Genomic DNA, 23,263 nt, shown 5'->3' on the forward strand with positions numbered 1-23,263 from the left:
GAGCTATTTACACCGCGTCCACCGCCGATGCCGCTGCAGCCGCGCTGGATGATCTCGATGACGAGTGGGGGCGAGCCTATCCGGCGATGATACGTTTGTGGCGTAACGCCTGGACCGAGTTCATGCCGTTCCTCGACTACGACATCGAGGTCCGGAGGGTGATCTGTACGACGAACGCGATCGAATCGTTGAACGCCCGCTACCGGCGAGCGGTCCGAGCGCGAGGGCATTTCCCCAGCGAGCAGGCCGCGATGAAATGTCTGTACCTTGTCACCCGCAGCCTCGACCCGACCGGACGAGGCCACACCCGATGGATGATGCGCTGGAAGCCAGTCCTCAACGCCTTCGCCATCACTTTCGGTGACCGCTGGCCGGGCGCCGAGCACTACTGACAACATCGCCGGAACCACCGTTCTCGTTACAGACCCTCGCCGTGGTGACCGCGGCGCTGGACGAGTTCGGGGCGATCGTGGGTGGATGACGTGGGCGGCCTGTGGTCGGACGTGCGGTCGGCGCGGATGCCGCGGTGGCCGGACAGCGGCCGCCGGGTCTGGCCGCGATGGCCGTTCCTGCCGGCGGCACTGGGCGTGGCGGCCCTGGCCGTCGTCACCTTCCTGCAGCTCGACGACATTCTGCTGCTCGTGCGTGCGGTCTGTTTCGCGCTCGCCCTGATGGTGGCCGGAGACCGCCAGGGGTGGGCGCTCGCGGCCACGGTGCTCCTGCAGCTTCCGTGGCCGGGACCCGGCGGTGCACCGCCTCCCTGGATGGTGGACACCCACCTCTCCCAGGCAGCGATCCTGCTCGTCGCGGCGTCGGCGCTGCGGCCGCGGAGCACGGCCGTCCTGGGGAGTCTGATGGCGCTCGCCGCGACACTCCGGACGGTCGTCTCGCTGGGCTCGGGGCAATGGACGGGCCCGTGGTGGCAGCTCGCCGTGCTCTGGATCGTCTCGATGCTGCTGGCCGCCGCGGTGGGGATCCGGAGCCGGAACCGGTGGTCGGCACTCGTGGGCAAGCAGCAGGAACTCCGGATGCGCGCACTCCGGACGGAGCGGAACCGTATCGGGCGTGAGCTGCACGACGTCGTCGCCCACCACCTGTCGGTCCTGGCGGTGCGCTCGGCCAGCGCGACCCGACGCATCCCGGGCGTCCCCGACTCGGCCGCCGTCGAGTTCGACGAGCTCGCCGCCCTGTCCCGGTCCGCTCTCGCCGACATGCGTCGCCTGGTCGGGGTGCTGCGCGACGACGACCCGGACGACGATCCGCACCGGGCCGGGAACGCGCCCCAGCCCGGTCTCTCCGACCTGCCGGCCCTGGTCGAGGCCACCCGAGGAGCCGGCTGCCCCGTCGCCCTCGACGTGGACGGTGGCGACCACGTCCCCGACGTCGTCGCCGTCTCGGTGCACCGGATCGTGCAGGAGGCGTTGGCCAACGCCGTCCGGCACGCGGCGGGCGCCGCGATCGGTGTCCGGGTCACGGCGACGCCCGGTGGATCGGTGTGCGTCGAGGTCACCAACGACCGCCCGCCCGCACCGCCCGTGCCGGCACCCGGTGCGGGGACCGGGCTGCGAGCCATGGCCGAGCGCGCCCGTCTGCTCGGCGGGAAGCTGGAGAGCGGTCCGACCGACGACGGCGGTTTCGTCGTCCGGGCCCGTCTGCCGTGGGGGACGACGTGATCGGTGTCGTGGTGGTGGATGACCAGGCCATGGTGCGTGCCGGCTTCGCGGCGTTGCTGGACGCGGAACCGGACATCACCGTCCTCGGCGAGGCGGCCGACGGACGGGAGGCGGTCGCCGTCGTCCGGGACCGTCGTCCCGACGTGGTCCTGATGGACGTCCGGATGCCGGTCCTCGACGGCATCGCGGCCACCCGGGAGTTGCTGGCGGACGCGCGTGGCCATCGCCCCCGTGTCGTCGTGTTGACGACCTTCGACGTCGACGACTACGTCTACGAGGCGCTCCGTGCCGGGGCGAGCGGGTTCCTGCTGAAGGACGCCCCGCCGGACGTGCTCGCCACCGCGGTGCGCACGGTCGCCGCCGGCGACGCACTGCTGGCGCCGTCGGTGACCCGACGGATGATCGAGCGGTTCGCGGCCCACCGCCCGCCGTCACGTGCCCAGACCGCACGCCTGGCCGCACTCACCTCCCGTGAACGGGACGTGCTGCGGCTGATCGCCCGCGGCCTGTCGAACCGCGAGATCGCCGCTGACCTGGTCGTCGCGGAGGAGACGGTCAAGTCGCACGTAGGGAGGCTGTTCGCCAAGCTGCACCTGCGCGACCGGGCCCAGGCCGTCGTGGTCGCCTACGAGAGCGGACTGGTCGAACCGGGGCGCTGATCCCCCTGGAGAGCCGGACGGGGTTCCCGCCCCGGGGTGACGCCTCGGCCCCCTTCACCACCGGACCGTGCCGTCATGCTGCTCTCGCGCCCCGGACCGGTGCTGCCGCTCGCGACGTTCGCCGCATCGGTGGGCGTGGTCTTCCTGTTCCTGCACGGGGTCGAGGGCATCGGGCTCCTGTCGACCGGGTGGACGGCCCAGTACCGGATCGACCTCGACGTGTACTGCCAGGCGGCCCAGGCGTGGCTGACGGGGCGGCCGCTCTACACCGAGGTGTTCCCGACCGGCTACGGCGATTCCCTGCCGTTCGTGTACCCGCCGATCGCGGCGGTGCTGTTCGTCCCACTCGCGTCGGTGCCGATGCCGCTCGCGGCCACGCTGCTGACCGTGGTGTCGGCCGCGCTGGTGCCGGTCGTGGGCGCGGCGATGCAGCGCGCGGTGGGCCGACCGGTCCGGGCCCGGTGGCTCGCAGCGGCGACTCCGGTGGTGCTGCTGACAGACCCGGTCCGGTTGGTGCTGTTCCTCGGCCAGGTCAACATCGTGTTGGTCGGGCTGGTCGCTGCCGGGCTGCTCGCCCGGGGCGCGTTCTGGGACCGGTGGCGCGGGGCGCCGATCGGACTGGCGGCGGCGGTCAAGCTGACGCCGCTGGTCTTCGTGGTCTGGCTGGTCCTGCGTGGTGACCGCCGGGGGGCCGTCGTCGCGCTGGTCACCTTCGCGGCGTCGATCGTGCTCGGTGCGGTGCTCGCTCCGGCGGACTCGGTCACCTTCTGGTCCGGCCGGCTCAGCGGGGTGGGGATCCCGCTCGATCTCGGCTACGTCGACAACCAGAGCCTGCGCGGGATCCTGGTCCGGTCCGGTGCGACCGGCCCCGTGACGATCGGCCTGTGGTGCGTGGCGGCCGCCGCGGTGGGCGCGGCTGCGCTGGTCCTGGCCCGGCGCTGCGTACGGGAGGGGGCCCCGCTGCTGGGAGCGGCGGTACTGGCCGTCGCCGGGACGCTGGTCTCACCGATCTCGTGGTCGCATCACTGGGTCTGGGTCCTGGCCTTCGCGCCCGTCCTGGTTGAGCACGCCCGGCGCTCCCGAGCGCTGTGCGGGGTGCTCCTCGCCGGTGTGCCGTTGTTCGCGATCGGGCCCCACTGGCTGGTCCGGAACGGGAGCGGCGGTGTACCGGACCAGCTGGTCGCCGCCCATCTCCCGCTCTGGGGACTCGCCGTCCTCGTCGTGATCGCGTGGTCCCTGCGGCGGGACACGGTCGCCGAGAAGCACCCCACGGCTGCCGGGCGCGTCCGCGGACAGCCCTGAGGTGCATCTCGGCGCGTGCGCTCAGTCGCGGGCCTTGGCCGTGCGGCGCAGCCGGGTGTTGACGAACTCGCCCATGCCCCAGCGGCCCAGCTCGCGACCGAAGCCGGAGCGCTTCACCCCGCCGAAGGGGAGCCCGGGCAGCGTGGTGCCGTGCTCGTTGACGTAGGCCATGCTCACCTCGAGGCGGTCGGCGACCTCCCGGGCGCGGTCGGCGTCGGTGCTCCACACCGATCCGCTGAGCCCGAAGTCCACGTCGTTGGCCAGGGTGACGGCCTCGTCGACGGAGTCGACGCCGTACACCACCGCCACCGGGCCGAAGATCTCCTCGGAATAGGCGTCCATGTCCTTAGTGACGCCGGTCAGGACCGCGGGGCGGAGGAAGGCGCCGTCGCCGTCGACGACGTCGCCGCCGGTGTGCAGGGTGGCGCCCTGCTCCACGGCGCGACGCACCTGCTCGGCGACGCCGTCGCGGGCGGTGACCGAGGACAGCGGGCCGAGCCGGGTGCCGGGGTCGGTCGGGTCGCCCGGTTCGGTCGACTCGAACGTCGAGACCAGCACCGACACGAACTCCTCGACCTTGTCGTTCGGCACGATCATCCGCTTCGGGGAGTTGCAGGCCTGGCCTGCGTTCATCAGGCGGGCCCGGGCGGCGACCTTCGCGGTGCGGGCGATGTCGGCGTCGTCGAGCACGATGAGGGCGTCCGAGCCGCCCAGCTCCAGCACGGCCTTCTTCAGGTTCCGGCCCGCGGTCTCGGCGACCGCGGCACCGGCCCGCTCGCTGCCGGTCAGCGAGATCCCGCGCACCCGCGGGTCGGCGATCATCTCCGCGATCTGGTCGTTGGTCGCGTACACGTTGACGTAGACGTCGGCCGGGACGCCGGCGTCGTGGAAGATCTCGGCCATCACCGCGGCGGACGCCGCGCAGATCGGGGCGTGCTTGAGGACGATCGTGTTGCCCACCATCAGGTTCGGCGCGACGAAGCGCGCCACCTGGTAGCAGGGGAAGTTCCACGGCATGACGCCGATCAGCGGCCCGACCGGCTCGGTCTGCACCACCGACTCCGCGGCGCCCTGCGGGTCGAGCGTCTCCTGCTCCAGCAGCTCCGGGCCGTGCTCGGCGTACCAGCGGTAGATCGACGCCGCCAGCGCCACCTCGCCCGCGGCCTCCCGGACCGGCTTGCCCATCTCGGTCGCGATCAGGGTGGCGAGCTCGTCACGGCGGGCCTCGTAGGCCTCGGCGACCCGGACCAGGATCTGCGCCCGGTCCGTGACCGGGGTCGAACGCCAGGACGGGAACGCCTCGGTGACCCGGCGCAGGACGTCACCGACCTCGGCGTCGGTGAGCTCGGGGAACTCGTTCTCGGTCTTCCCGGTGGCGGGGTTGGTCGTGACGTAGGAGGTCATGTACGACGGGTGTCCTTCCTCGGAAACGGGCAAACATCGCAGAGTCGTCGCAGAGTCAACGCCCGACGTTGCGCTGCAGGTGCTCCGGGTAGCGCTCGCCCGCGACCGCGGACGCCGGTGCGGCGGCCTCGATCTCGGCCAGCTCCTGCGTGGTCAGCTCCAGCGTCGCCGCCTCGACGTTCTGCTCCAGGTAGGTGCGCCGCTTGGTGCCCGGGATCGGGACGACGTGCTCCCCGCGGCTCTGCACCCAGGCCAGCGCGAGCTGCCCGGCGGTGACCCCACGGCGCTGTGCGACGGCCTTCAGCGCGTCGACGATCGCGAGGTTCGCGGCCAGGTTCTCCTCGGAGAAGCGGGGCAGACCGCGGCGCATGTCGCCCTCGCCGAACTGACCGGTCGAGGTGATCGCGCCGGTCAGGAAGCCGCGGCCCAGCGGGGAGAACGGCACGACGCCGACCCCGAGCTCCGCGCAGGTGGGCGCGACGGAGCCCTCGATGTCGCGGGTCCACAGCGACCACTCCGACTGCACCGCGGCCGGCGGGTGCACCGCGTGCGCGCGGCGCAGCGTGTCCGCACCGCACTCGGACAGGCCGTAGTGGCGGATCTTCCCCTCCTCGATCAGCCCGACGAGCGCGCCGACGGTCTCCTCGACGGGGGTGTCCGGGTCGACCCGGTGCTGGTAGTACAGGTCGATGTGGTCGACGCGCAGGCGCCGCAGCGACTCCTCGACGCACTGCCGCACGTAGGCGGCGTCGCCCCGGGCGCCCTGGTTGCCGTCCGCGTCGCGGGTGATGCCGAACTTCGTGGCCAGGACCACGCGGTCGCGGCGGTCGGCGATCGCGGCGCCGACGAGCTCCTCGTTGGCGCCGTCGCCGTAGACGTTCGCGGTGTCGAGCAGGGTGACGCCCAGGTCGAGGGCGCGGTGGATCGTCGCGATCGACTCGGCGCGGTCGGAGGTGTCGCCGTAGGCCTGGCTCATGCCCATGCAGCCCAGGCCCTGGGCGGAGACGGTGAGATCGCCGAGACGACGGGTGCCGAGGCTCATTCCGGTGGCCATGCCGACCAACCTAGACGCGGACGGCCCCGGCCCGCATCGGAGCGGACCGGGGCCGTCGTGCGTGCCGGGGGTCAGGGGATGCGACGGACCGCCCCGGTGTCGGCGCTGGTCGCCATGTGGGCGTAGGCGCGCAGCGCCTTCGACACGACGCGCTGCCGGTCCACGGGCTGCCACGGCCGCTCGGAGGACTCCATCTTGGCGCGCCGGTCGGCGAGCACCTCGGGGCCGACGAGCAGCTCCAGGGACCGGGCGCGGACGTCGAGCCGGATCCGGTCGCCGTTCTCGACCAGGCCGATCGTGCCGCCGGCGGCCGCCTCGGGGGAGACGTGGCCGACCGAGATGCCCGACGAGCCACCGGAGAACCGGCCGTCGGTGATCAGGGCGCAGACCCTGCCCAGACCGGCGCCCTTGAGGAAGGCGGTCGGGTGCAGCATCTCCTGCATGCCCGGCCCGCCGGCGGGGCCCTCGTAGCGGATGACCAGCACGTCGCCGGGCTTGATCTCCTTCTTGAGGATCGCCGAGACGGCCTCCTCCTGGCTTTCCAGCACCACGGCCGGGCCCTCGAACTCCCAGATGTCCTCGGGGATGCCCGCGGTCTTGATCACGGCGCCGTCGACCGAGAGGTTGCCGCGCAGCACGGCCAGGCCGCCGTCGGCGGAGTAGGCGTGCTCGATGTCGCGGATGCAGCCGCCCGCGGCGTCGGTGTCGAGGCTCGACCAGCGGTTCTCGGTGGAGAACGCCTGCGTGGTCCGGACCCCGCCCGGCGCGGCGTGGTAGAGCTCGACCGCGGTCTCCGACGGCGCCGACGACCGGATGTCCCACTCGGTGAGCCACTGCTCCAGCGAGGGGGAGTGCACCGTGTGCACCCCGGTGTTGAGCAGCCCGGCCCGCCACAGCTCGCCCAGCAGGGCGGGGATGCCACCGGCCCGGTGGACGTCCTCCATGTGGTAGTCCGAGTTCGGTGCGACCTTGGACAGGCACGGCACCCGCCGGGAGATCGCGTCGATCGCGGCCAGGTCGAAGTCGATCTCGCCCTCCTGGGCGGCGGCCAGGATGTGCAGCACCGTGTTGGTGGAGCCGCCCATCGCGACGTCGAGGGCCATCGCGTTCTCGAACGCCTCACGGGTGGCGATGTTGCGGGGCAGCGCGGAGGCGTCGTCGTCGCGGTACCAGCGGGTCGCCAGGTCCATCACGGTGCGGCCCGCGTTCAGGAACAGCTCGCGGCGCGCGGCGTGGGTGGCCAGCGTGGAGCCGTTGCCCGGCAGCGAGAGCCCGAGGGCCTCGGTGAGGCAGTTCATCGAGTTCGCGGTGAACATCCCGGAGCAGGACCCGCAGGTCGGGCAGGCCGAGCGCTCGACCTCGGCGAGGCCGGCGTCGTCCACCTCCGACGACGCGGACGCCGAGATCGCGGTGATCAGGTCGGTGGGGGCCTGCGCGACCCCGCCGACGACGACCGCCTTGCCGGCCTCCATCGGCCCGCCGGAGACGAACACGGTCGGGATGTTGAGCCGCATCGCGGCGTTCAGCATGCCCGGCGTGATCTTGTCGCAGTTGGAGATGCACACCAGGGCGTCGGCGGCGTGGCCGTTGACCATGTACTCCACCGCGTCGGCGATGATCTCGCGGCTGGGCAGCGAGTAGAGCATCCCGCCGTGACCCATCGCGATGCCGTCGTCGACGGCGATCGTGTTGAACTCCTTGGCGACCCCGCCCGCCTCCTTGATCGCGCCCGCGACGAGGTCACCCATGTCCTTGAGGTGCACGTGGCCGGGCACGAACTGGGTGTAGGAGTTGGCGATCGCGACGATCGGCTTGCCGAAGTCGTCGTCACCCATGCCGGTCGCGCGCCAGAGCGAACGCGCTCCGGCGGCGTTGCGACCGTGGGTGGTGACGCGGGAACGCAGGGCGGGCATCGGTCTTCTCCAGCCGGGTCTTCCGTGGTGGTTCGTGAGGGGACCCCGGTGGGCGCGTCGCGGAGCGTGGGCGCGAGCCGCCCGGGGTGCGGCGCGACGGCGGCGGGGCGGGTCGCGTCCCGCCGGCCGGCGGGCCGATCGCCCGCAACCGTACGCCCCGCGACGGGCGTCGGTGTCGTCAGTGACCCTCGGCCGGGTCCTCCGGCTCGGTCACCGCGGCCGGGTCGGCGAAGCGGCCCCCGCTGGCGACCGAGAGCGCGGGCAGGTCGCGTGCGTGCACCGCGGGCAGGACGAGGTCGTCGTCCTCGCCCAGCACCGCGCTGACCCGCGAGCGCGAGCCGATCCGCAGACCGCGCACGTCGTCCCAGTCCACGGTGCGCGAGGAGAACGCGCTGCGCACGGTCAGCGTCTCCGGGTCCACGGTGGTGCGGACCCGCAGGATCCAGACGATCGCCGCCACCGACAGCACGAGCACGACCCAGAACCACGGCAGGCTGAACACCAGCGGCGTCGACCCGACGACCGCGACCAGGATGGCGAAGATGGTCAGCCGGCTCGGCTTGAACACCAGCGCGCGCGAGCCCACGCGGAGCTTGCGGCCCTCGTCGCGGACCCGTGGGGTCCACGCCAGCTCGCTGTCCACCTGCTGGGACGCCGCCGTGGCCCGCGGTGCGGGGGCGGAGGCGGTGTCGGCGGGGACGGCGTGGTCGTCGGTGCTGCTCACGACCCCAGTGTGGCAAACAGGGGCGGGGTGACGGCGGCCCGGACGGGTGGGGTCGTTTGACTCCGTCCGTGGGACGCGTGCTAGCGTCGACCCATGTTCGCCGTTCGAATTCTCGTACTTCTTGGGCGCGTCGTCGCCTGAGTTCGACCATGTCGAACGACGACGCGCTCACCCTCGCAGCGCCCGGAGCAACCGGGCGGCGGGGGTTTTTTTCATGTCCAGCCCATGTCCGGCATCTGATCGACACGATCTCCAGCGAGGCAGACCCAGATGACCACCGTCCCCGCCAAGTCCGGCTCGTCCGGCCCGAAGCCGGGCCCGCCGCCCGGCCGGTCCGCCGTTCCGGCCGGCACCACGACGTCCCGCAGTCACACCTCTGTTCTCGCCGACACCGCCGTCCCCGGTCCGCGGATCGTGGACGAGCCCATGACCGGCGCCCAGTCCCTGGTGCGTTCGCTCGAGGAGATCGGCTGCGAGGTCGTCTTCGGGCTGCCCGGCGGGACGATCCTGCCCGCCTACGACCCGCTCCTGGACTCGACGAAGGTGCGTCACATCCTCGTCCGCCACGAGCAGGGCGCCGGACACGCTGCGACCGGTTACGCGCAGGCCACCGGCAAGGTCGGGGTCTGCATGGCGACGTCCGGACCGGGGGCCACGAACCTGGTCACCCCGATCGCGGACGCCCACATGGACTCGGTGCCGCTGGTGGCCATCACGGGTCAGCAGACCCGGCCGCTGATCGGCACCGACGCCTTCCAGGAGGCCGACATCACCGGCATCACCATGCCGGTGACCAAGCACAACATGCTGGTGACCGACGCGACGGAGATCCCGCGCGCGATCGCCGAGGCCTTCCACCTGGCGTCCACCGGCCGGCCCGGCCCGGTCCTGGTGGACATCCCGAAGGACGTGCTGCAGGAGCAGACCACGTTCTCCTGGCCCCCGGAGCTGCAGCTGCCCGGCTACCGGCCGACGACCCGGCCGCACGGCAAGCAGATCCGCGAGGCCGCCCGGCTCATCCGCGAGTCGGCCAAGCCGGTGCTCTACGTCGGCGGCGGCGTCCTCAAGGCCGAGGCCGCCGAGGAGCTGCGGGAGCTGGCCGAGCTGACCGGGGCGCCCGTCGTCACCACCCTGATGGCGCGCGGTGTGTTCCCCGACAGCCACCCGCTGCACCTGGGCATGCCCGGGATGCACGGCACCGTCGCCGCGGTCGCGGCGATGCAGCGCGCCGACCTGCTGGTTGCCCTCGGCTCCCGGTTCGACGACCGGGTCACCGGCAAGCTGGAGAGCTTCGCCCCCGAGGCGAAGATCATCCACGCCGACATCGACCCGGCCGAGATCTCCAAGAACCGGCGCGCCGACGTGCCGATCGTCGGGGACTGCAAGGAGGTCCTGGCCGACCTGGTCGAGGCCGTCCGTGCCGACCGCGCCGAGCACGGCGAGCCGGACCTGTCGTCCTGGTGGAAGCAGGTCGGTGGGCTGCGCGACCGCTACCCGCTCGGCTACGACGAGCCGACCGACGGTGCGCTGTCCCCGCAGTACGTGATCGAGCGGATCGGCGCGATCGCCGGGCCCGACGCGATCTACGCCGCGGGGGTCGGCCAGCACCAGATGTGGGCCGCCCAGTTCGTCAAGTACGAGAAGCCGCGGACCTGGCTGAACTCGGGTGGGCTCGGGACCATGGGCTACGCGGTCCCGGCCGCGATGGGCGCCAAGGTCGGCGAGCCGGACACCGTCGTCTGGTGCATCGACGGCGACGGCTGCTTCCAGATGACCAACCAGGAGCTCGCCACCTGCGCGATCGAGGGCATCCCGATCAAGGTCGCCGTCATCAACAACGGCAACCTCGGCATGGTCCGCCAGTGGCAGAACCTGTTCTACGGCGAGCGGTACTCCAACACCGACCTCAACACCCACAAGCTGCGCATCCCGGACTTCCCGATGCTCGCGCAGGCGATGGGCTGCGAGGGGCTGCGGGTCGAGTCCAAGGAGGACGTCGACCGGGTCATCCACCAGGCCATGGAGATCAACGACCGGCCGGTCGTCGTGGAGTTCGTCGTCGGCGCCGACGCCCAGGTGTGGCCGATGGTCGCCGCGGGGATGAGCAACGACGAGATCAACGTCCGGCGCGACATCCGGCCCGAGTTCGAGCACGACGAGCTGGCCGCCTCGGTGGACCAGGTCGCGGACGTCACCGAGCAGGCCCTGGAGGGCGAGAAGTGAGCGAGCTCCACACCCTCTCGGTCCTGGTCGAGGACAAGCCGGGCGTGCTGGCCCGGGTCTCCGGGCTGTTCTCCCGGCGCGGGTTCAACATCAACTCCCTCGCCGTGGGCCCGACCGAGCACCCCGATGTCTCCCGGATGACGATCGTCGTCGAGGTGGACGAGCTCCCGATGGAGCAGGTCACCAAGCAGCTCAACAAGCTGGTGCACGTCATCAAGATCGTCGAGCTGGAGCCGGACGCCTCGGTGCAGCGCGAGCTGCTGCTGGTCAAGGTCCGGGCCGACGCCACGGTGCGCAGCCAGGTCGTCGAGACCGTGCAGCTGTTCCGCGCCAAGGTGGTCGACGTCTCGCCGGAGGCACTGACCGTCGAGGCCACCGGTTCGGCCGACAAGCTCACCGCGCTCCTGCGCATGCTGGAGCCCTACGGGATCCGCGAGATGGTGAAGTCCGGGATGGTGGCCGTCGGCCGCGGCCCCCGGTCCATCACCGCCGCGGCCGTCCGTTAGACAGACCGCGTAGCCGACGGCTACACACCCCCTGAGAGGAACCGTCCCAGAGCCATGAGTGTCAACATCTACTACGACGCCGACGCCGACCTGTCGATCATCCAGGGCCGCAAGGTCGCCGTGATCGGCTACGGCTCCCAGGGGCACGCGCACTCGCTGTCGCTGCGTGACTCCGGGGTCGAGGTGAAGATCGGTCTGCCCGAGGGCTCCAAGTCCCGGCAGAAGGCCGCCGACGAGGGACTCGAGGTCGGCACGCCGGCCGAGGTCTCCGCCTGGGCGGACGTGATCATGGTCCTGGCGCCCGACACCAAGCAGCGCTTCATCTACGCCCAGGACATCGAGCCGAACCTGAAGGACGGCGACGCGCTGTTCTTCGGGCACGGCTTCAACATCCGCTACGAGCTGATCAAGCCCCCGGCGAACGTCGACGTCGCCATGGTCGCCCCGAAGGGCCCGGGCCACCTGGTCCGGCGCCAGTTCGTCGACGGCAAGGGCGTCCCCGCCCTGATCGCCGTCGAGCAGGACGCCTCGGGCAACGCCAAGGCGCTCGCGCTCTCCTACGCGGCCGGGATCGGCGGTGCCCGCGCGGGCGTCATCGAGACCACCTTCAAGGAGGAGACCGAGACCGACCTGTTCGGTGAGCAGGCCGTGCTCTGCGGCGGTGCCGCCGCGCTGGTCCAGACCGGTTTCGAGGTGCTGACCGAGGCCGGCTACGCCCCGGAGATCGCCTACTTCGAGTGCCTGCACGAGCTCAAGCTGATCGTCGACCTCATGTACGAGGGCGGCATCGCCAACGAGCGCTTCTCCATCTCCGACACCGCCGAGTACGGCGACCTCACCCGCGGCCCGCGCGTCATCACGCCCGCGGTCAAGGCCGAGATGCAGAAGATCCTGGGCGAGATCCAGGACGGCACCTTCGCCCGCGAGTGGGTGGCCGAGGACGAGGCCGGCCGCGGCAACTACACCAAGCTGCAGCAGCAGGGCGCCGAGCACCCGATCGAGCAGGTCGGTGAGAAGCTCCGCGGTCTGATGAGCTGGGTCGGCGAGAAGGCCAAGTGACCCTCGTATGACCCTCTGCCGGGCGCGTCCGGCAGGATGAATCCGCCCGGGCCCCAGACGGCCCGCGGATGCCCGGGTCCGGACGCACCCATCCGGACCAGGCGACGCGAAACCCCCGTACCGGCGACACCGGGCGGGGGTTTCGCGCGTTCGGGGGTGTGCCGCGCGACGACCCGTCCGTCCGTCCCGGTCCGCGGCGGCCCGCGCGGTCCTAGGATGGTCGACGTTCGCGCACCGACCTCGGGGAGCACTCGCACACCGTGAGCACCGCAGCCACCGACCACCGTCCCGTCGTCCTGCTCGCGGAGATGCTCGCGCCCTCCGCCGTCGAGCTGCTCGGTGACGGCGTCGAGATCCGCCGCGTCGACGGCACCGACCGTCCGGCCCTGCTGGCGGCACTCGCCGACGCCGACGCGCTCCTGGTCCGGTCCGCCACCCGGGTCGACGCCGAGGCCCTGGCCGCGGCCGGCCGTCTCAAGGTCGTCGCGCGGGCCGGGGTCGGCCTGGACAACGTGGACGTCCCCGCCGCCACTTCGCGCGGGGTGATGGTCGTCAACGCCCCGACCTCCAACATCGTCTCCGCCGCCGAGCACGCCATCGCGCTGCTGCTCGCGACCGCGCGCCACATCCCGGCGGCGGACGCCGCGCTGCGCTCGGGTGAGTGGCGGCGCTCGTCCTACGGCGGGGTCGAACTGGGTGGCAAGACCGTCGGCATCGTCGGTCTCGGCAAGATCGGCCAGCTCGTCGCGCAGCGCCTCGCCGCGTTCGGCATGACGCTGGTCGCCTACGACCCCTACATCGCGCCGTCGCGCGCCGCCCAGCTCGGCATCGAGCTGCTGAGCCTCGACGATCTGCTCCGCACCGCGGACATGATCACCGTGCACCTGCCGAAGACCCCGGAGACGCTCGGGCTCATCGGCAAGGACCAGCTCGCGCTCACCAAGCCCGGGGTGCTCCTCGTCAACGCCGCCCGCGGTGGCCTGATCGACGAGGACGCCCTGGCCGAGGCGGTCCGCTCCGGGCACGTCGGTGGCGCCGGGATCGACGTCTACGTCACCGAGCCGACCACGTCCAGCCCGCTGTTCGAGCTGGAGAACGTCGTCGTCACCCCGCACCTGGGTGCCTCCACCACCGAGGCGCAGGACCGGGCCGGGACCGACGTGGCCCGCTCGGTGCAGCTGGCGCTGGCCGGGGAGTTCGTGCCGGACGCGGTCAACGTGCAGATCCACGGCGCCGTCGGCGAGGAGGTCCGGCCCTGGCTGCCGCTGGTGCAGAAGCTGGGCACCACGCTGCACGCCGTCGCCGGGCGGACCCCGACCTCGGTCACCGTCGACGTCGCGGGCGAGCTGGCCAGCGAGGACGTCCAGGTCCTCGGGCTGGCCGCGCTGCGCGGGGTGTTCACCCACGTCGTCGAGGACCAGGTGACCTTCGTGAACGTGCCGCAGCTCGCCGAGGAGCGCGGGGTCGCCGTGGAGATCACCACCAGTCCGGAGAGCGCCAACCACCGCAGCGTGGTGCAGCTGCGCGGCGCCATGCCCGACGGCGAGAAGGTCACCGTGTCCGGCACCCTGACCGGCCGTGCCGAGGTCGAGAAGCTCGTCGAGATCAACGGACGGCACTTCGACCTGCGCGCCGAGGGCGAGGTCGTGCTGCTGGAGTACGCCGACCGCCCCGGCGTGATGGGCCGGGTCGGGTCGCTGCTGGGGGAGGCCGCGGTCAACATCGAGGCCGCCCAGATCTCGCAGACCACCGACGGCACCGACGCCATCATGCTGCTGCGGGTGGACCGCCAGATCGACCCGGCGGTGCTGGAGCCGATCGGCGCCTCGGTCGGCGCCCGGACGATCCGGTTGATCTCCTTCGACGACTGACGTCCCGGATCGCGGGAACGGACCTGTGCCGGCCGGGCCCGGCGTGGGATCGTGTCCGCTCGCCACGTCGAGAGGGAGTACTCCAGTGAGCTGGCTGCGAGCGCTGGTGCTGGCCGGTGCGGCGATCGGCGTCGCGTGCCTGGTGCTGCTCGGCGTCGGGTTCGTCACCGGGCTGTCGCTGACCGTGCCCTACGTCGTGTCGGTGATGGCGATCGTGACCGGGCCGCCGTCGGCGACGATGACGATCGGCCCCGGCATGCTCGTGGTCCTCGCCGCGCTCGTCGGGCTGATCGAGGCACCGGGCCGGGTGCGGGCCCGCCGGTCGCTGCCGCGCGCCGGGCACTGAGCCCGGGGCGGCCGGCCGCCGGGGCGGGTCAGCCGCGCGGGGTCCAGCCCAGTGCCGGTCCGAGCGCGCCGGCGATGTCGGTGACGATCTGGACGTAGTCGTCGTGCGGGAAGCCGAACGGCAGCGCGAACACCGCCTCGTCGACCTCCCGGAACCCGGCGTCGGCCCACAGACGCTCGGCGATCTCGGCGGAGGTGCCGACCAGGTCGCGGGCGAACAGCAGCCCGGCCGGGCCCTGCGGGACGCCGACCCTGGCGTCGCGTTCCCCGGCGTAGGCGGCGTAGCGCTCGCGCTGGGCAGGCGTCGCGGAGTCGGTGGGGACGACGACCAGCCCCTGCGACACCCGTCCCGCCGGGTTCGCCGCGCGGTAGGCGCGGATCTGCCGGGACTGGATCGCGGCGAAGTCGCTCTCCCCGCCGCTGCGGACCACGTTGCTCGTGAGCAGGTTGAGCCCCTGCTCCGCGGCCCAGACGGCGGAGGAGTCGCTGCCCGCGCCGTACCACATGCGTCCGGCCAGACCGGGGGAGTGCGGCTGCACCCGCTCGGAGAAGGACTCGATCCCGACCGTCCCGGAGAAGGTGCTCGCCCGCTCCCCGCGGACCAGGCGCAGCAGCCTCGACACCCGCTCGCGGCCGAAGTCCTCGACGTCGGCGGTGTCCGGGTAGAGCGCGTCCCGCACGTGCTCCCACTGCATCGGCGGCCCGACCGAGACACCCGGGTTGAGCCGGCCGCCGGAGAGCACGTCGACGGTCGCCAGGTCCTCGGCGAGACGCAGCGGGTTCTCCCAGCCCAGCGGGACCACGGCCGTCCCGAGCTCGATCCGTGAGGTCCGCTGGGTCGCCGCGGCGAGCACCGCGACCGGCGAGGAGATGCCGAACTGCAGGTGACGGTGCCGGACGAAGGCCGAGTCGAACCCCAGACGCTCGCCCAGGGCGATCATCTCCAGGGTCGTCTCGTGTCCGGGGCGCGGGTCGTCGCCGTCGAAGGAACCGATGGTGAGGAAGCCGAGGCGACGCAGCGGGCGGTCGGGCGTGGGCACGTCCGGGGCAACGACGACGTCGTCGCGCTTCTTCCCCGTCACCCGCACAGGTGACGGTCGCGGCCGTCGTCGCACCCCTCGACACGCGCCGGAGTCCCCGGAACGGCCGTGTGTCGCGGGTACTCCGACCGCGTGCGGCGCACACCTCACCCGGACGGGACCACCCCAGTGGGTGGCCGAACGATGACCCTGCGTCGGCAGGCGGTAGCGTGCGGCCAGCAGTACGACGAGAGGACGAGGTCATGCGCCTTGCGGTCATCCCCGGTGACGGCATCGGCCCGGAAGTGATCAACGAGGCACTCAAGGTCCTGGGCGAGGTCGCCCGCGACGTGGAGACGACCGAGTACGACCTCGGTGCCGCCCGCTGGCACTCCACGGGCGAGCTGCTCCCGGAGACGGTGCTGACCGAGATCAAGCAGCACGACGCGATCCTGCTGGGTGCGGTCGGCGACCCGTCGGTGCCCAGCGGCATCCTCGAGCGCGGCCTGCTCCTGCGCCTGCGCTTCGAGCTGGACCACCACGTGAACCTGCGCCCCGCGCGGCTCTACCCGGGGGTGCGCGGCCCGCTGGCCGGCAACCCGGAGATCGACCTGGTGGTCGTGCGCGAGGGGACCGAGGGCCCGTACGTCGGCACCGGCGGCCTGCTCCGCAAGGACACCCCGCACGAGATCGCGACCGAGGTCAGCCAGAACACCGCGTTCGGCATCGACCGGGTCGTGCGCGACGCGTTCGCCCGCGCCCAGCGGCGGCCGAAGAAGCACCTGACGCTGGTCCACAAGACCAACGTCCTCACCTTCGCCGGCGCGCTGTGGTCGCGGATCGTCGAGGAGGTGTCGCTGGAGTACCCCGAGGTGTCGGTGGCCTACCAGCACGTCGACTCGACCACGATCCACCTGGTCACCGACCCGGGCCGGTACGACGTGATCGTCACCGACAACCTGTTCGGCGACATCCTCACCGACCTGGCGGCGGCGGTCACCGGCGGCATCGGGCTCGCGGCGAGCGGCAACATCGACGCCAGCCGAACCCACCCGGCGATGTTCGAGCCGGTGCACGGCTCGGCCCCGGACATCGCGGGCCAGGGCATCGCCGACCCGACGGCCGCCGTGCTGTCGGTCGCGCTGCTGCTCGACCACATGGGCGACCGCGACTCGGCCCGCCGGATCGAGGCCGCGGTCGCGTTCGACCTGGCCACCCGGGACCACGCGGCGACGGGCAACACGTCGTCGATCGGGGACCGGCTCGCCGCGCTCGTGTCGAGCCGCGAGGTCGCCACCAACTGACGCGGTGTGGGTGGCCGCCGGGTCCCGGCGGCCACCCACCGGCTCAGACCTGGTTCGACGGCCCGGTCAGCAGGGTCACCCCGGCCCCGGCGAAGTTGTCGAGGTCGGCGACGGCGGCCTGGCCCTCGGGGCCGCCCATGCCGGCCTGGAACGCCGAGGCGTCCGGGAACTCCAGGACCGCCACGAGGTGGTACGGCGGCTGCGCGCCGTCCGGACCCGGGACCGGACGGGAGACGGTGACCCGGGCCACGCCGGGGATCTTCTTCGCCAGCGGGGCGTGCACCTCGTCGTAGTGCTTGTCGAACGCGGCGGCGTCCTCGGGGTGGTTGTACAGGGCGGTCAGCTGGAACACGGGTGTTCCCTCCTGAGGGGTCGTCGTGCGGCGCCTCGCTGCGCCGCGGCAACCCCCACCCTGGCCCATCCGGCGCCCGCGTGCACCACCCCTCCGGGCGGGGTCGATACGCTGGACCGACCATGAGTACTCCAGCCCAGGTCCGGGTGCGGTTCTCCCCGTCGCCCACCGGTACCCCGCACGTCGGTCTCATCCGCACCGCCCTGTTCAACTGGGCCCACGCCCGTCACCACGGTGGGGCGCTGGTGTTCCGGATCGAGGACACCGACGCCTCCCGTGACTCCGACGAGTCCTACCGGTCCCTGCTCGACGCGCTGGAGTGGCTCGGCCTCGACTGGGACGAGGGCGTCGAGAAGGGCGGACCGCACGGGCCGTACCGGCAGAGCGAGCGCGGCGAGGTCTACGCCGACGCCCTGCGCCGGCTGATCGACGGCGGGGAGGTCTACGAGTCCTTCTCCAGCGCCGAGGAGATCGAGGCCCGGCACCGGGCCGCGGGTCGCGACCCGAAGCTCGGCTACGACAACGCCGACCGCGACCTCACCGACGAGCAGCGCGCCGCGTTCCGCGCCGAGGGCCGGGCGCCGGTCTACCGGCTGCGCATGCCCGACCACGACATCACCTTCACCGATCTCGTCCGCGGCGAGATCACGTTCAAGGCCGGGCAGGTGCCCGACTTCGTGCTGGCCCGTGGTGACGGCACGCCGCTGTACCCGCTGACCAACCCGGTCGACGACGCGCTGATGGAGATCACGCACGTCCTGCGCGGGGAGGACCTGCTGGCGTCCACCCCGCGGCAGATCGCGCTGCTGGAGGCGCTGGCCCGGGTCGGCATCGGCCACGGCCCCTTCACCTATGGCCACCTCCCGCTGGTCACCGGTGAGGGCAGCCGCAAGCTGTCCAAGCGGGACCCGCAGTCGAACCTGTTCCACTACCGCGACCGCGGGTTCGTGCCGGAGGGGCTGCTCAACTACCTCGCGTTGCTCGGCTGGTCGATCGCCGAGGACCGCGACGTGTTCTCCCTCGACGAGATGGTCGCCGCCTTCGACGTGTCCCGGGTGTCGAGCAACGCCGCCCGCTTCGACCTGAAGAAGGCCGAGGCGATCAACGCCGCGCACCTGCGCCTGCTCGCCCCCGACGACTTCGCCGAGCGTGTCGTGCCCTACCTCGCGGCCGAGGGGATCACCGACCCCGACCGCTCGGTGCTCGCCGCCGCCGCGCCGCTGGTGCAGGAGCGGAGCCAGGTCCTGTCGGACGCGGCCCGGATGCTGGCCTTCCTCTTCCGCGACGAGGAGGCCTTCACCCCCGACGACGACGCCGCCGCGAAGAACCTCGGCTCCGACGCGGCCCCGGTGCTGGAGGCCGCGGTCGCCGGGCTCACGGACCTGCCGGAGTGGTCGGCCCCCGCGATCGAGGAGTCGCTCAAGACCTCGCTCGTGGACGGTCTGGAGCTCAAGCCGCGGAAGGCGTTCGCCCCCGTCCGCGTCGCGATCAGCGGCCGCACGGTGTCCCCGCCGCTCTACGAGAGCATGGAGCTGCTGGGCCGCGAGCGGTCGCTCGCCCGCCTGGGGGCCGGTGTCAGACGCTCCCGGAGCATGGGTTAGAGTACCTACATCAACGGAGAGCGGGCCTCGCTCCGGAACGAGGCCCGCTTTTCGATGGGGTATGGTGTAATTGGCAGCACGACTGATTCTGGTTCAGTTAGTCTAGGTTCGAGTCCTGGTACCCCAGCGGAAATCGCAGATTCTTCGGAATGACGATTTCTGACAGTCGGCACGGTCTCGTCCAAGGTCCCGTCGTCTAGCGGCCTAGGACGCCGCCCTCTCAAGGCGGTAGCGCGGGTTCAAATCCCGTCGGGACTACCACGGACTCCACGCGCAGGGGTCCGCAATCGAGACCGAGCCGACTGTCCTGGTCCCGTCGTCTAGCGGCCTAGGACGCCGCCCTCTCAAGGCGGTAGCGCGGGTTCAAATCCCGTCGGGACTACTCCACGAAGGCCCCGCTCTCCGGAGCGGGGCCTTCGTCGTGTCCGGGCCGGGCCGCACCCAGCAGCCCGGGGAGCCGGTCGGTCACGACGGTGCTCCTTCCGGTCCGGTGAGCCGGGCCAGTGAACGGTCGGCGAGGGTGAGCAGGACGAACAGCGTCGAGGCGACGAGCATCACCGCCGCGAGGACGGGCAGGCCGTCGCCCGCCGTACCGCCGAAGGCGATCCCGCCTGCGGCCGAGGCGGCGATGGCGCCCAGGTAGAAGAAGGTGCGCATCAGCCCGGCCGAGGACGCGACCCGCTCCGGGTCGGCCTGCCGGTAGACCGCGTTCTGCACAGCGAGGTTGTTCAGGCCCTGCGGCAGCCCGGCGAGCAGCGCGACCACGACGATGACCCAGACAGGGCTGGCCGGCCCGAGGGCGAACAGCAGCGCGGCGAGCAGCACCTGCGCCACCCCGCCGACGAGCAGCTTGCCCCGGATCGCGCGCCGCCTGCCGGTCAGCGCGGTCACCCCGATCCCGGTGACGAAGATCGGCAGCAGGACCAGCCCGGCCGTCGCCGGAGTGAGCCCGCGGCCCTGCTCCAGCCACTGGGTGAAGCCGTAGAGCACGCAGTAGGAGACGGTCGCGGTGAGCAGCGCCCGGACGAACGTCAGCAGCAGCGGCAGGTTCCCGCCGAGCACCCGCAGGTCCAGGAACGGCTCGGGGGTCCGCAGCTCGCGCACCACCAGTCCCGCCCCGGCGGCGACGGCCACCAGCGCGGGGGCGACCGCGCCGGCGTCGGGGTGCAGCAGGGCGAGCAACAGCGCGACGGTGGTGACCGCGAACAGCGCGATGCCCGGCGGGTCGACCCGGTGCAGCGCGGCCCGCACGCCGCGGTGGGCGACCCGGGTACGGGGGAGCCGCACTGCACCGAGCACCAGGCACAGCAGGGCCAGCGGGACGTTCACCACGAACACCGCCCGCCAGCCCGAGACCCCGAGGAGCAGACCTCCCAGGCTCGGCCCGACGACGGCGATCGTCGACGTCGCGATCGAGAGCACCGTCAGCACGCCCTCCGGGCTGTCGGTGCCGGTGCGGTCGGCCTCGCCGCGGATCAGCGCCATCGCCGCCGGGTAGCCCGCACACGTCCCGAGCCCGATGACGACCCGCGCCGCGACCAGCCACCAGATGCCCGGGGCGAGCGCCCCCAGGACCCCGCCGACACCGACCAGCACGGCGCCGGCCAGGTAGAGCGGACGCGGGCCGTACAGATCGACCAGGCGTCCGGTGACCGGCTGGCCGACCGCGGTCGCGAGGTAGAGCCCGGACACCAGCCAGGCGGTCTCGGTCGCGGGGGCGCCGAGGGCGAGCCCGATCGGCACCAGCGCGACCGCGATCAGCGACGAGTTCACCGGGTTCAGCACGGCCCCACCGATCATGGGGAGGAGCAGCCGGCGGTCGAACGTGGACGGCCCGGTACGGCGGCCCCGGCGCGGAGTCATCGCTCGGTCACCCGTTCCAGCAGCCGCATGGCCTCGTCGACGGTGCGCAGCTCGTCGGCGCTGAGTCGGTCGGCGAGCGCCCCGGCGAGCCAGTCCTCGCCGGCGGACCGGGCGTCGGCGGTGAACCGCCGGCCGAGGTCGGTGGCCGAGACGATCTGCCGGCGCCCGTCGGACGGATCCGGGCGTCGCTCGACCATGCCCCGCTCCTCCAGGGCGGCGATCGACATCGCGACCGACTGCGGGCGGACGCCCTCGGCGGCGGCGAGTGCGGCGGCGGTGCTGGGGCCACCGCGGTCGAGGCGGCCGAGCAGCGCGATCTGCGACGCCGTCAGCTGGTCGCGGTCGTAGTGCTCGCGCATGCGGCGGCGCAGCCGGCCGACGCCGATCCGGACCGCGCGAGCAGTGGAGGCGGCGGTCCCCGTAGGTGGTTGCGGCATGCAACCCACGCTAGGTCGACAGTCCGGATTCATCAATTCGGACTGTCGATCTGCCGGTGGGCTCAGGTGCCCGGCGGGACCGGGTTCCCCTCCGGCGGGTTGGGCGTCGAGCTGTTCGGCGGAGGCGGCGTCGAGGACGACGAGGACGTCGGGCTCGGCGACTGAGCCGACGTCGTGGTGGTCACGACCGGTGGCGGCGGCGGGGCGGGGGCGTCGGTCGTCGTCGGGTCGGCCTCGGTCGGCCGCTCCCGGGTCCGTTGCGGCTCCCGCACCGGCTCGTCCTCGACGGTCGTCGGGGGCGGGGCCTGGGTCGTCGTCGGGATCGCCGGCAGCTCGGGGGTCGCGTTGCTGATCGTGCGGTCCTGCGGCCAGAAGAACACCGTGCCCAGCACGGCCAGTGCCGCGACGACCCCGCCGGCGCCGATGAGCAGCGCGGGGGAGCGGCGGACGGGTGCCGGCCCGGGGGCGATGGTGGTCTCGCCGTCGTCGTAACCGCCGTACCCGCCGTAGCCGTGCACGGCGGTCTGGTCGTAGCCCACCGGCGGGACGACGGGGAGGCGGTCGGTGGGCGGGTCGGCGCGGGCGCTCTCCAGGTAGGCGGTGCGGTCGCCGTCGAGCTGGGTCGTACCGCCGGTCGGCATCCGGTCGGTGACCGGGTCCGGGTTCTCCCAGGGCAGCGGGCCGGGGTCGGGGGCCAGCGCGGGACCGCTGCTCGTCGACACCGTGCCGAACCCGCCCGAGCCGGTGCCGGGCACGGGGTCGGGCGGCCCGAGCGCGACGACGGCGCCCTTCGCGATGGTGTTCTTCGGGTCCGCGTCGACCTGTACGGGACGTCCGAGGCCGGTGGAGACCAGCTCGGCGACCAGCGGGACCCGCGAGGACCCGCCGACGAGCAGCACCACCGACGGCCCGGCGGCGGCCAGCCCGGCCGAGGCGATCGCGCGCTGCAACGCCTCGACCGACTCCTCCAGGCGGGGCCGGATGCGCTCCTCGAAGTCGCTGCGGTGCAGGCGCACCGTCGTGCGGACCTCGCCGAGCCACACCGGGATCGAGACCTCGGTGTCGGCCGACAGGGCCTCCTTGGCCTCGCGGCAGTCGCGGCGCAGCCGGGCCATCGCGGACAGCGCGTTCGGGTCGGTCTCGTCGAGGCCCTCGAAGGCGGCCGGGACGGCGTCGCGCACGTGGTCGACGACGGCCTGGTCGAAGTCGGCGCCGCCCAGCTGCTCGACGCCCTCGGGCCTGCCGAGCAGGGTGAACCCGCCGCCCGCGGCCTCCTTGCGGACGACGGCGGCGTCGAAGGTCCCGCCGCCGAGGTCGTAGACGGCGACCGTCGCGCCGGGCTCGACCCGCTCGTTCGTCGCGTAGTGCAGGGCGGCGGCCTGCGGCTCGGTGAGGAAGGTGACGGTCAGGCCGCGCTCGGCCAGGGCAGCGGCGAACAGGTCGCACTTGTGCATGCCCCAGGACGCCGGGTGGGTCACCGCGATGCGGTCGGGTGCGCCGCCCTCGGTGCGTGCGACGACGTCGACGACGTGCTCGGCCAGCAGCGCGGACAGCTGCTCGGGGGCGAAGGACTGCTCACCCAGCGGGATCGGCGTCGGGTCGCCGATGCGCCGCTTGAACTCGCGTGCGACGCGGTCCGGCTCGGTCAGGGCGCGGCGTTCGGCGGCCTCGCCGAACAGCAGCCCGCCGTCCGGCGCCACGTAGACCACGGACGGGATGTCGACCGAGTGGTCACCGAGCGTGACCATCTCGACGGTGCCGGCGTGGATGACCGCGGCCGCCGTTCGAGTGGTGCCGACGTCGATGCCCAGCAGGTAACCCATCGTCTCCCCGGTGTGCCGACCATGTCCGAAGGGTCCGGCCCGGTGCCGGACCACCACACGGTAGTGGAGCCCGGAACCGCGACCTCGACCGACTCGGGACGTGGCAGGGGGTGCGGCTCGGCAGGGGACGC

The 23,263-nt window shown here is 72.7% G+C and carries 20 protein-coding genes and 3 tRNA genes; 14 read left to right on the forward strand and 9 right to left on the reverse strand.

Going from position 1 to position 23,263, the window contains the following annotated elements:
• The 4 genes from FVA95_RS06830 to FVA95_RS06845 form a co-directional block, all read left to right on the forward strand.
• Positions 1-392 (forward strand): transposase (locus FVA95_RS06830; protein ID WP_193564307.1); only part of this gene is annotated, 392 nt, incomplete at its 5' end.
• Between the two features lie 90 nt (positions 393-482).
• On the forward strand, positions 483-1,673 hold the full coding sequence (locus FVA95_RS06835; RefSeq protein WP_149663448.1) for a sensor histidine kinase: 1,191 nt from the start codon (positions 483-485) through the stop codon (positions 1,671-1,673).
• Positions 1,670-2,332, forward strand: a complete 663-nt coding sequence (locus tag FVA95_RS06840) for a response regulator transcription factor (protein WP_205015781.1) — start codon at positions 1,670-1,672, stop codon at positions 2,330-2,332. The genes FVA95_RS06835 and FVA95_RS06840 overlap by 4 nt, the downstream gene beginning before the upstream one ends.
• 75 nt (positions 2,333-2,407) lie before the next feature.
• Positions 2,408-3,634 (forward strand): glycosyltransferase 87 family protein, encoded by a 1,227-nt coding sequence (locus FVA95_RS06845; RefSeq protein WP_149663449.1) that lies wholly within the window; start codon positions 2,408-2,410, stop codon positions 3,632-3,634.
• Between the two features lie 21 nt (positions 3,635-3,655).
• On the opposite strand, the gene FVA95_RS06850 is transcribed toward FVA95_RS06845, so the two are convergent.
• The 4 genes from FVA95_RS06850 to FVA95_RS06865 all read right to left on the reverse strand — a co-directional run bounded on the left by FVA95_RS06850 (position 3,656) and on the right by FVA95_RS06865 (position 8,729).
• The gene (locus FVA95_RS06850; RefSeq protein ID WP_149663450.1) at positions 3,656-5,038 is read right to left on the reverse strand and encodes an NAD-dependent succinate-semialdehyde dehydrogenase; all 1,383 of its coding nucleotides are present in this window, start codon (positions 5,036-5,038) and stop codon (positions 3,656-3,658) included.
• A gap of 55 nt (positions 5,039-5,093) precedes the next feature.
• Positions 5,094-6,092, reverse strand: a complete 999-nt coding sequence (locus FVA95_RS06855) for an aldo/keto reductase (RefSeq protein ID WP_370460839.1) — start codon at positions 6,090-6,092, stop codon at positions 5,094-5,096.
• 71 nt (positions 6,093-6,163) lie between these two features.
• Entirely contained in the window at positions 6,164-8,005 is a 1,842-nt protein-coding gene (ilvD, locus tag FVA95_RS06860) for a dihydroxy-acid dehydratase (RefSeq protein ID WP_149663451.1), read from the reverse strand.
• 178 nt (positions 8,006-8,183) lie between these two features.
• A complete protein-coding gene (locus FVA95_RS06865; protein ID WP_149663452.1) occupies positions 8,184-8,729 on the reverse strand; it encodes a PH domain-containing protein in 546 nt (181 codons plus the stop codon).
• Positions 8,730-9,155: 426 nt separating this feature from the next.
• Here FVA95_RS06865 and FVA95_RS06870 point away from each other — a divergent pair, with 426 nt between their 5' ends.
• The 5 genes from FVA95_RS06870 to FVA95_RS06890 all read left to right on the forward strand — a co-directional run bounded on the left by FVA95_RS06870 (position 9,156) and on the right by FVA95_RS06890 (position 14,734).
• Positions 9,156-10,952, forward strand: coding sequence for an acetolactate synthase large subunit (locus FVA95_RS06870; protein ID WP_240051323.1), 1,797 nt, complete (start codon positions 9,156-9,158; stop codon positions 10,950-10,952).
• Positions 10,949-11,458 carry an acetolactate synthase small subunit gene (gene ilvN, locus FVA95_RS06875; RefSeq protein WP_060712994.1) on the forward strand — a complete coding sequence of 170 codons (510 nt, stop codon included), beginning with the start codon at positions 10,949-10,951 and terminating at the stop codon, positions 11,456-11,458. The genes FVA95_RS06870 and ilvN overlap by 4 nt, the downstream gene beginning before the upstream one ends.
• Positions 11,459-11,512: 54 nt before the next feature.
• Positions 11,513-12,517 carry a ketol-acid reductoisomerase gene (gene ilvC / locus FVA95_RS06880; protein ID WP_020627338.1) on the forward strand — a complete coding sequence of 335 codons (1,005 nt, stop codon included), beginning with the start codon at positions 11,513-11,515 and terminating at the stop codon, positions 12,515-12,517.
• Between the two features lie 260 nt (positions 12,518-12,777).
• A complete protein-coding gene (gene serA, locus FVA95_RS06885) occupies positions 12,778-14,388 on the forward strand; it encodes a phosphoglycerate dehydrogenase (RefSeq protein ID WP_149663454.1) in 1,611 nt (536 codons plus the stop codon).
• Positions 14,389-14,473: 85 nt separating this feature from the next.
• Positions 14,474-14,734 carry a hypothetical protein gene (locus tag FVA95_RS06890; RefSeq protein ID WP_020627336.1) on the forward strand — a complete coding sequence of 87 codons (261 nt, stop codon included), beginning with the start codon at positions 14,474-14,476 and terminating at the stop codon, positions 14,732-14,734.
• A 28-nt stretch (positions 14,735-14,762) separates the two neighbouring features.
• On the opposite strand, the gene FVA95_RS06895 is transcribed toward FVA95_RS06890, so the two are convergent.
• Complete coding sequence (locus tag FVA95_RS06895; RefSeq protein WP_149663502.1) at positions 14,763-15,773, reverse strand: LLM class flavin-dependent oxidoreductase; 1,011 nt, start codon at positions 15,771-15,773, stop codon at positions 14,763-14,765.
• Positions 15,774-16,015: 242 nt separating this feature from the next.
• On the opposite strand from FVA95_RS06895, the gene FVA95_RS06900 reads away from it, so the two are divergent.
• Positions 16,016-17,056 carry a 3-isopropylmalate dehydrogenase gene (locus tag FVA95_RS06900; RefSeq protein WP_020625276.1) on the forward strand — a complete coding sequence of 347 codons (1,041 nt, stop codon included), beginning with the start codon at positions 16,016-16,018 and terminating at the stop codon, positions 17,054-17,056.
• 43 nt (positions 17,057-17,099) lie between these two features.
• On the opposite strand, the gene FVA95_RS06905 is transcribed toward FVA95_RS06900, so the two are convergent.
• On the reverse strand, positions 17,100-17,408 hold the full coding sequence (locus tag FVA95_RS06905; protein WP_020625275.1) for an EthD family reductase: 309 nt from the start codon (positions 17,406-17,408) through the stop codon (positions 17,100-17,102).
• Between the two features lie 122 nt (positions 17,409-17,530).
• Here FVA95_RS06905 and gltX point away from each other — a divergent pair, with 122 nt between their 5' ends.
• From gltX to FVA95_RS06925, 4 genes are all read left to right on the forward strand, one after another.
• Positions 17,531-19,009 (forward strand): glutamate--tRNA ligase, encoded by a 1,479-nt coding sequence (gene gltX / locus FVA95_RS06910; protein WP_149663455.1) that lies wholly within the window; start codon positions 17,531-17,533, stop codon positions 19,007-19,009.
• Between the two features lie 55 nt (positions 19,010-19,064).
• Positions 19,065-19,136, forward strand: a tRNA-Gln gene (locus tag FVA95_RS06915).
• Between the two features lie 58 nt (positions 19,137-19,194).
• Positions 19,195-19,270: transfer RNA gene (locus tag FVA95_RS06920), tRNA-Glu, on the forward strand.
• Positions 19,271-19,318: 48 nt separating this feature from the next.
• Positions 19,319-19,391 (forward strand) — tRNA-Glu (locus FVA95_RS06925).
• 83 nt (positions 19,392-19,474) lie between these two features.
• Here the strand turns inward: FVA95_RS06925 and FVA95_RS06930 are convergent.
• From FVA95_RS06930 to FVA95_RS06940, 3 genes are all read right to left on the reverse strand, one after another.
• A complete protein-coding gene (locus tag FVA95_RS06930; protein WP_149663456.1) occupies positions 19,475-20,872 on the reverse strand; it encodes an MFS transporter in 1,398 nt (465 codons plus the stop codon).
• A complete protein-coding gene (locus tag FVA95_RS06935; RefSeq protein WP_149663457.1) occupies positions 20,869-21,309 on the reverse strand; it encodes a MarR family winged helix-turn-helix transcriptional regulator in 441 nt (146 codons plus the stop codon). Before FVA95_RS06935 ends, FVA95_RS06930 begins: the two co-directional genes overlap by 4 nt.
• A 62-nt stretch (positions 21,310-21,371) precedes the next feature.
• Positions 21,372-23,132, reverse strand: coding sequence for an Hsp70 family protein (locus tag FVA95_RS06940; protein ID WP_149663458.1), 1,761 nt, complete (start codon positions 23,130-23,132; stop codon positions 21,372-21,374).
• Positions 23,133-23,263: the final 131 nt, after the last annotated feature.

It is taken from the genome of Pseudonocardia sp. EV170527-09 (assembly GCF_008369905.1).
Lineage (GTDB): Bacteria > Actinomycetota > Actinomycetes > Mycobacteriales > Pseudonocardiaceae > Pseudonocardia.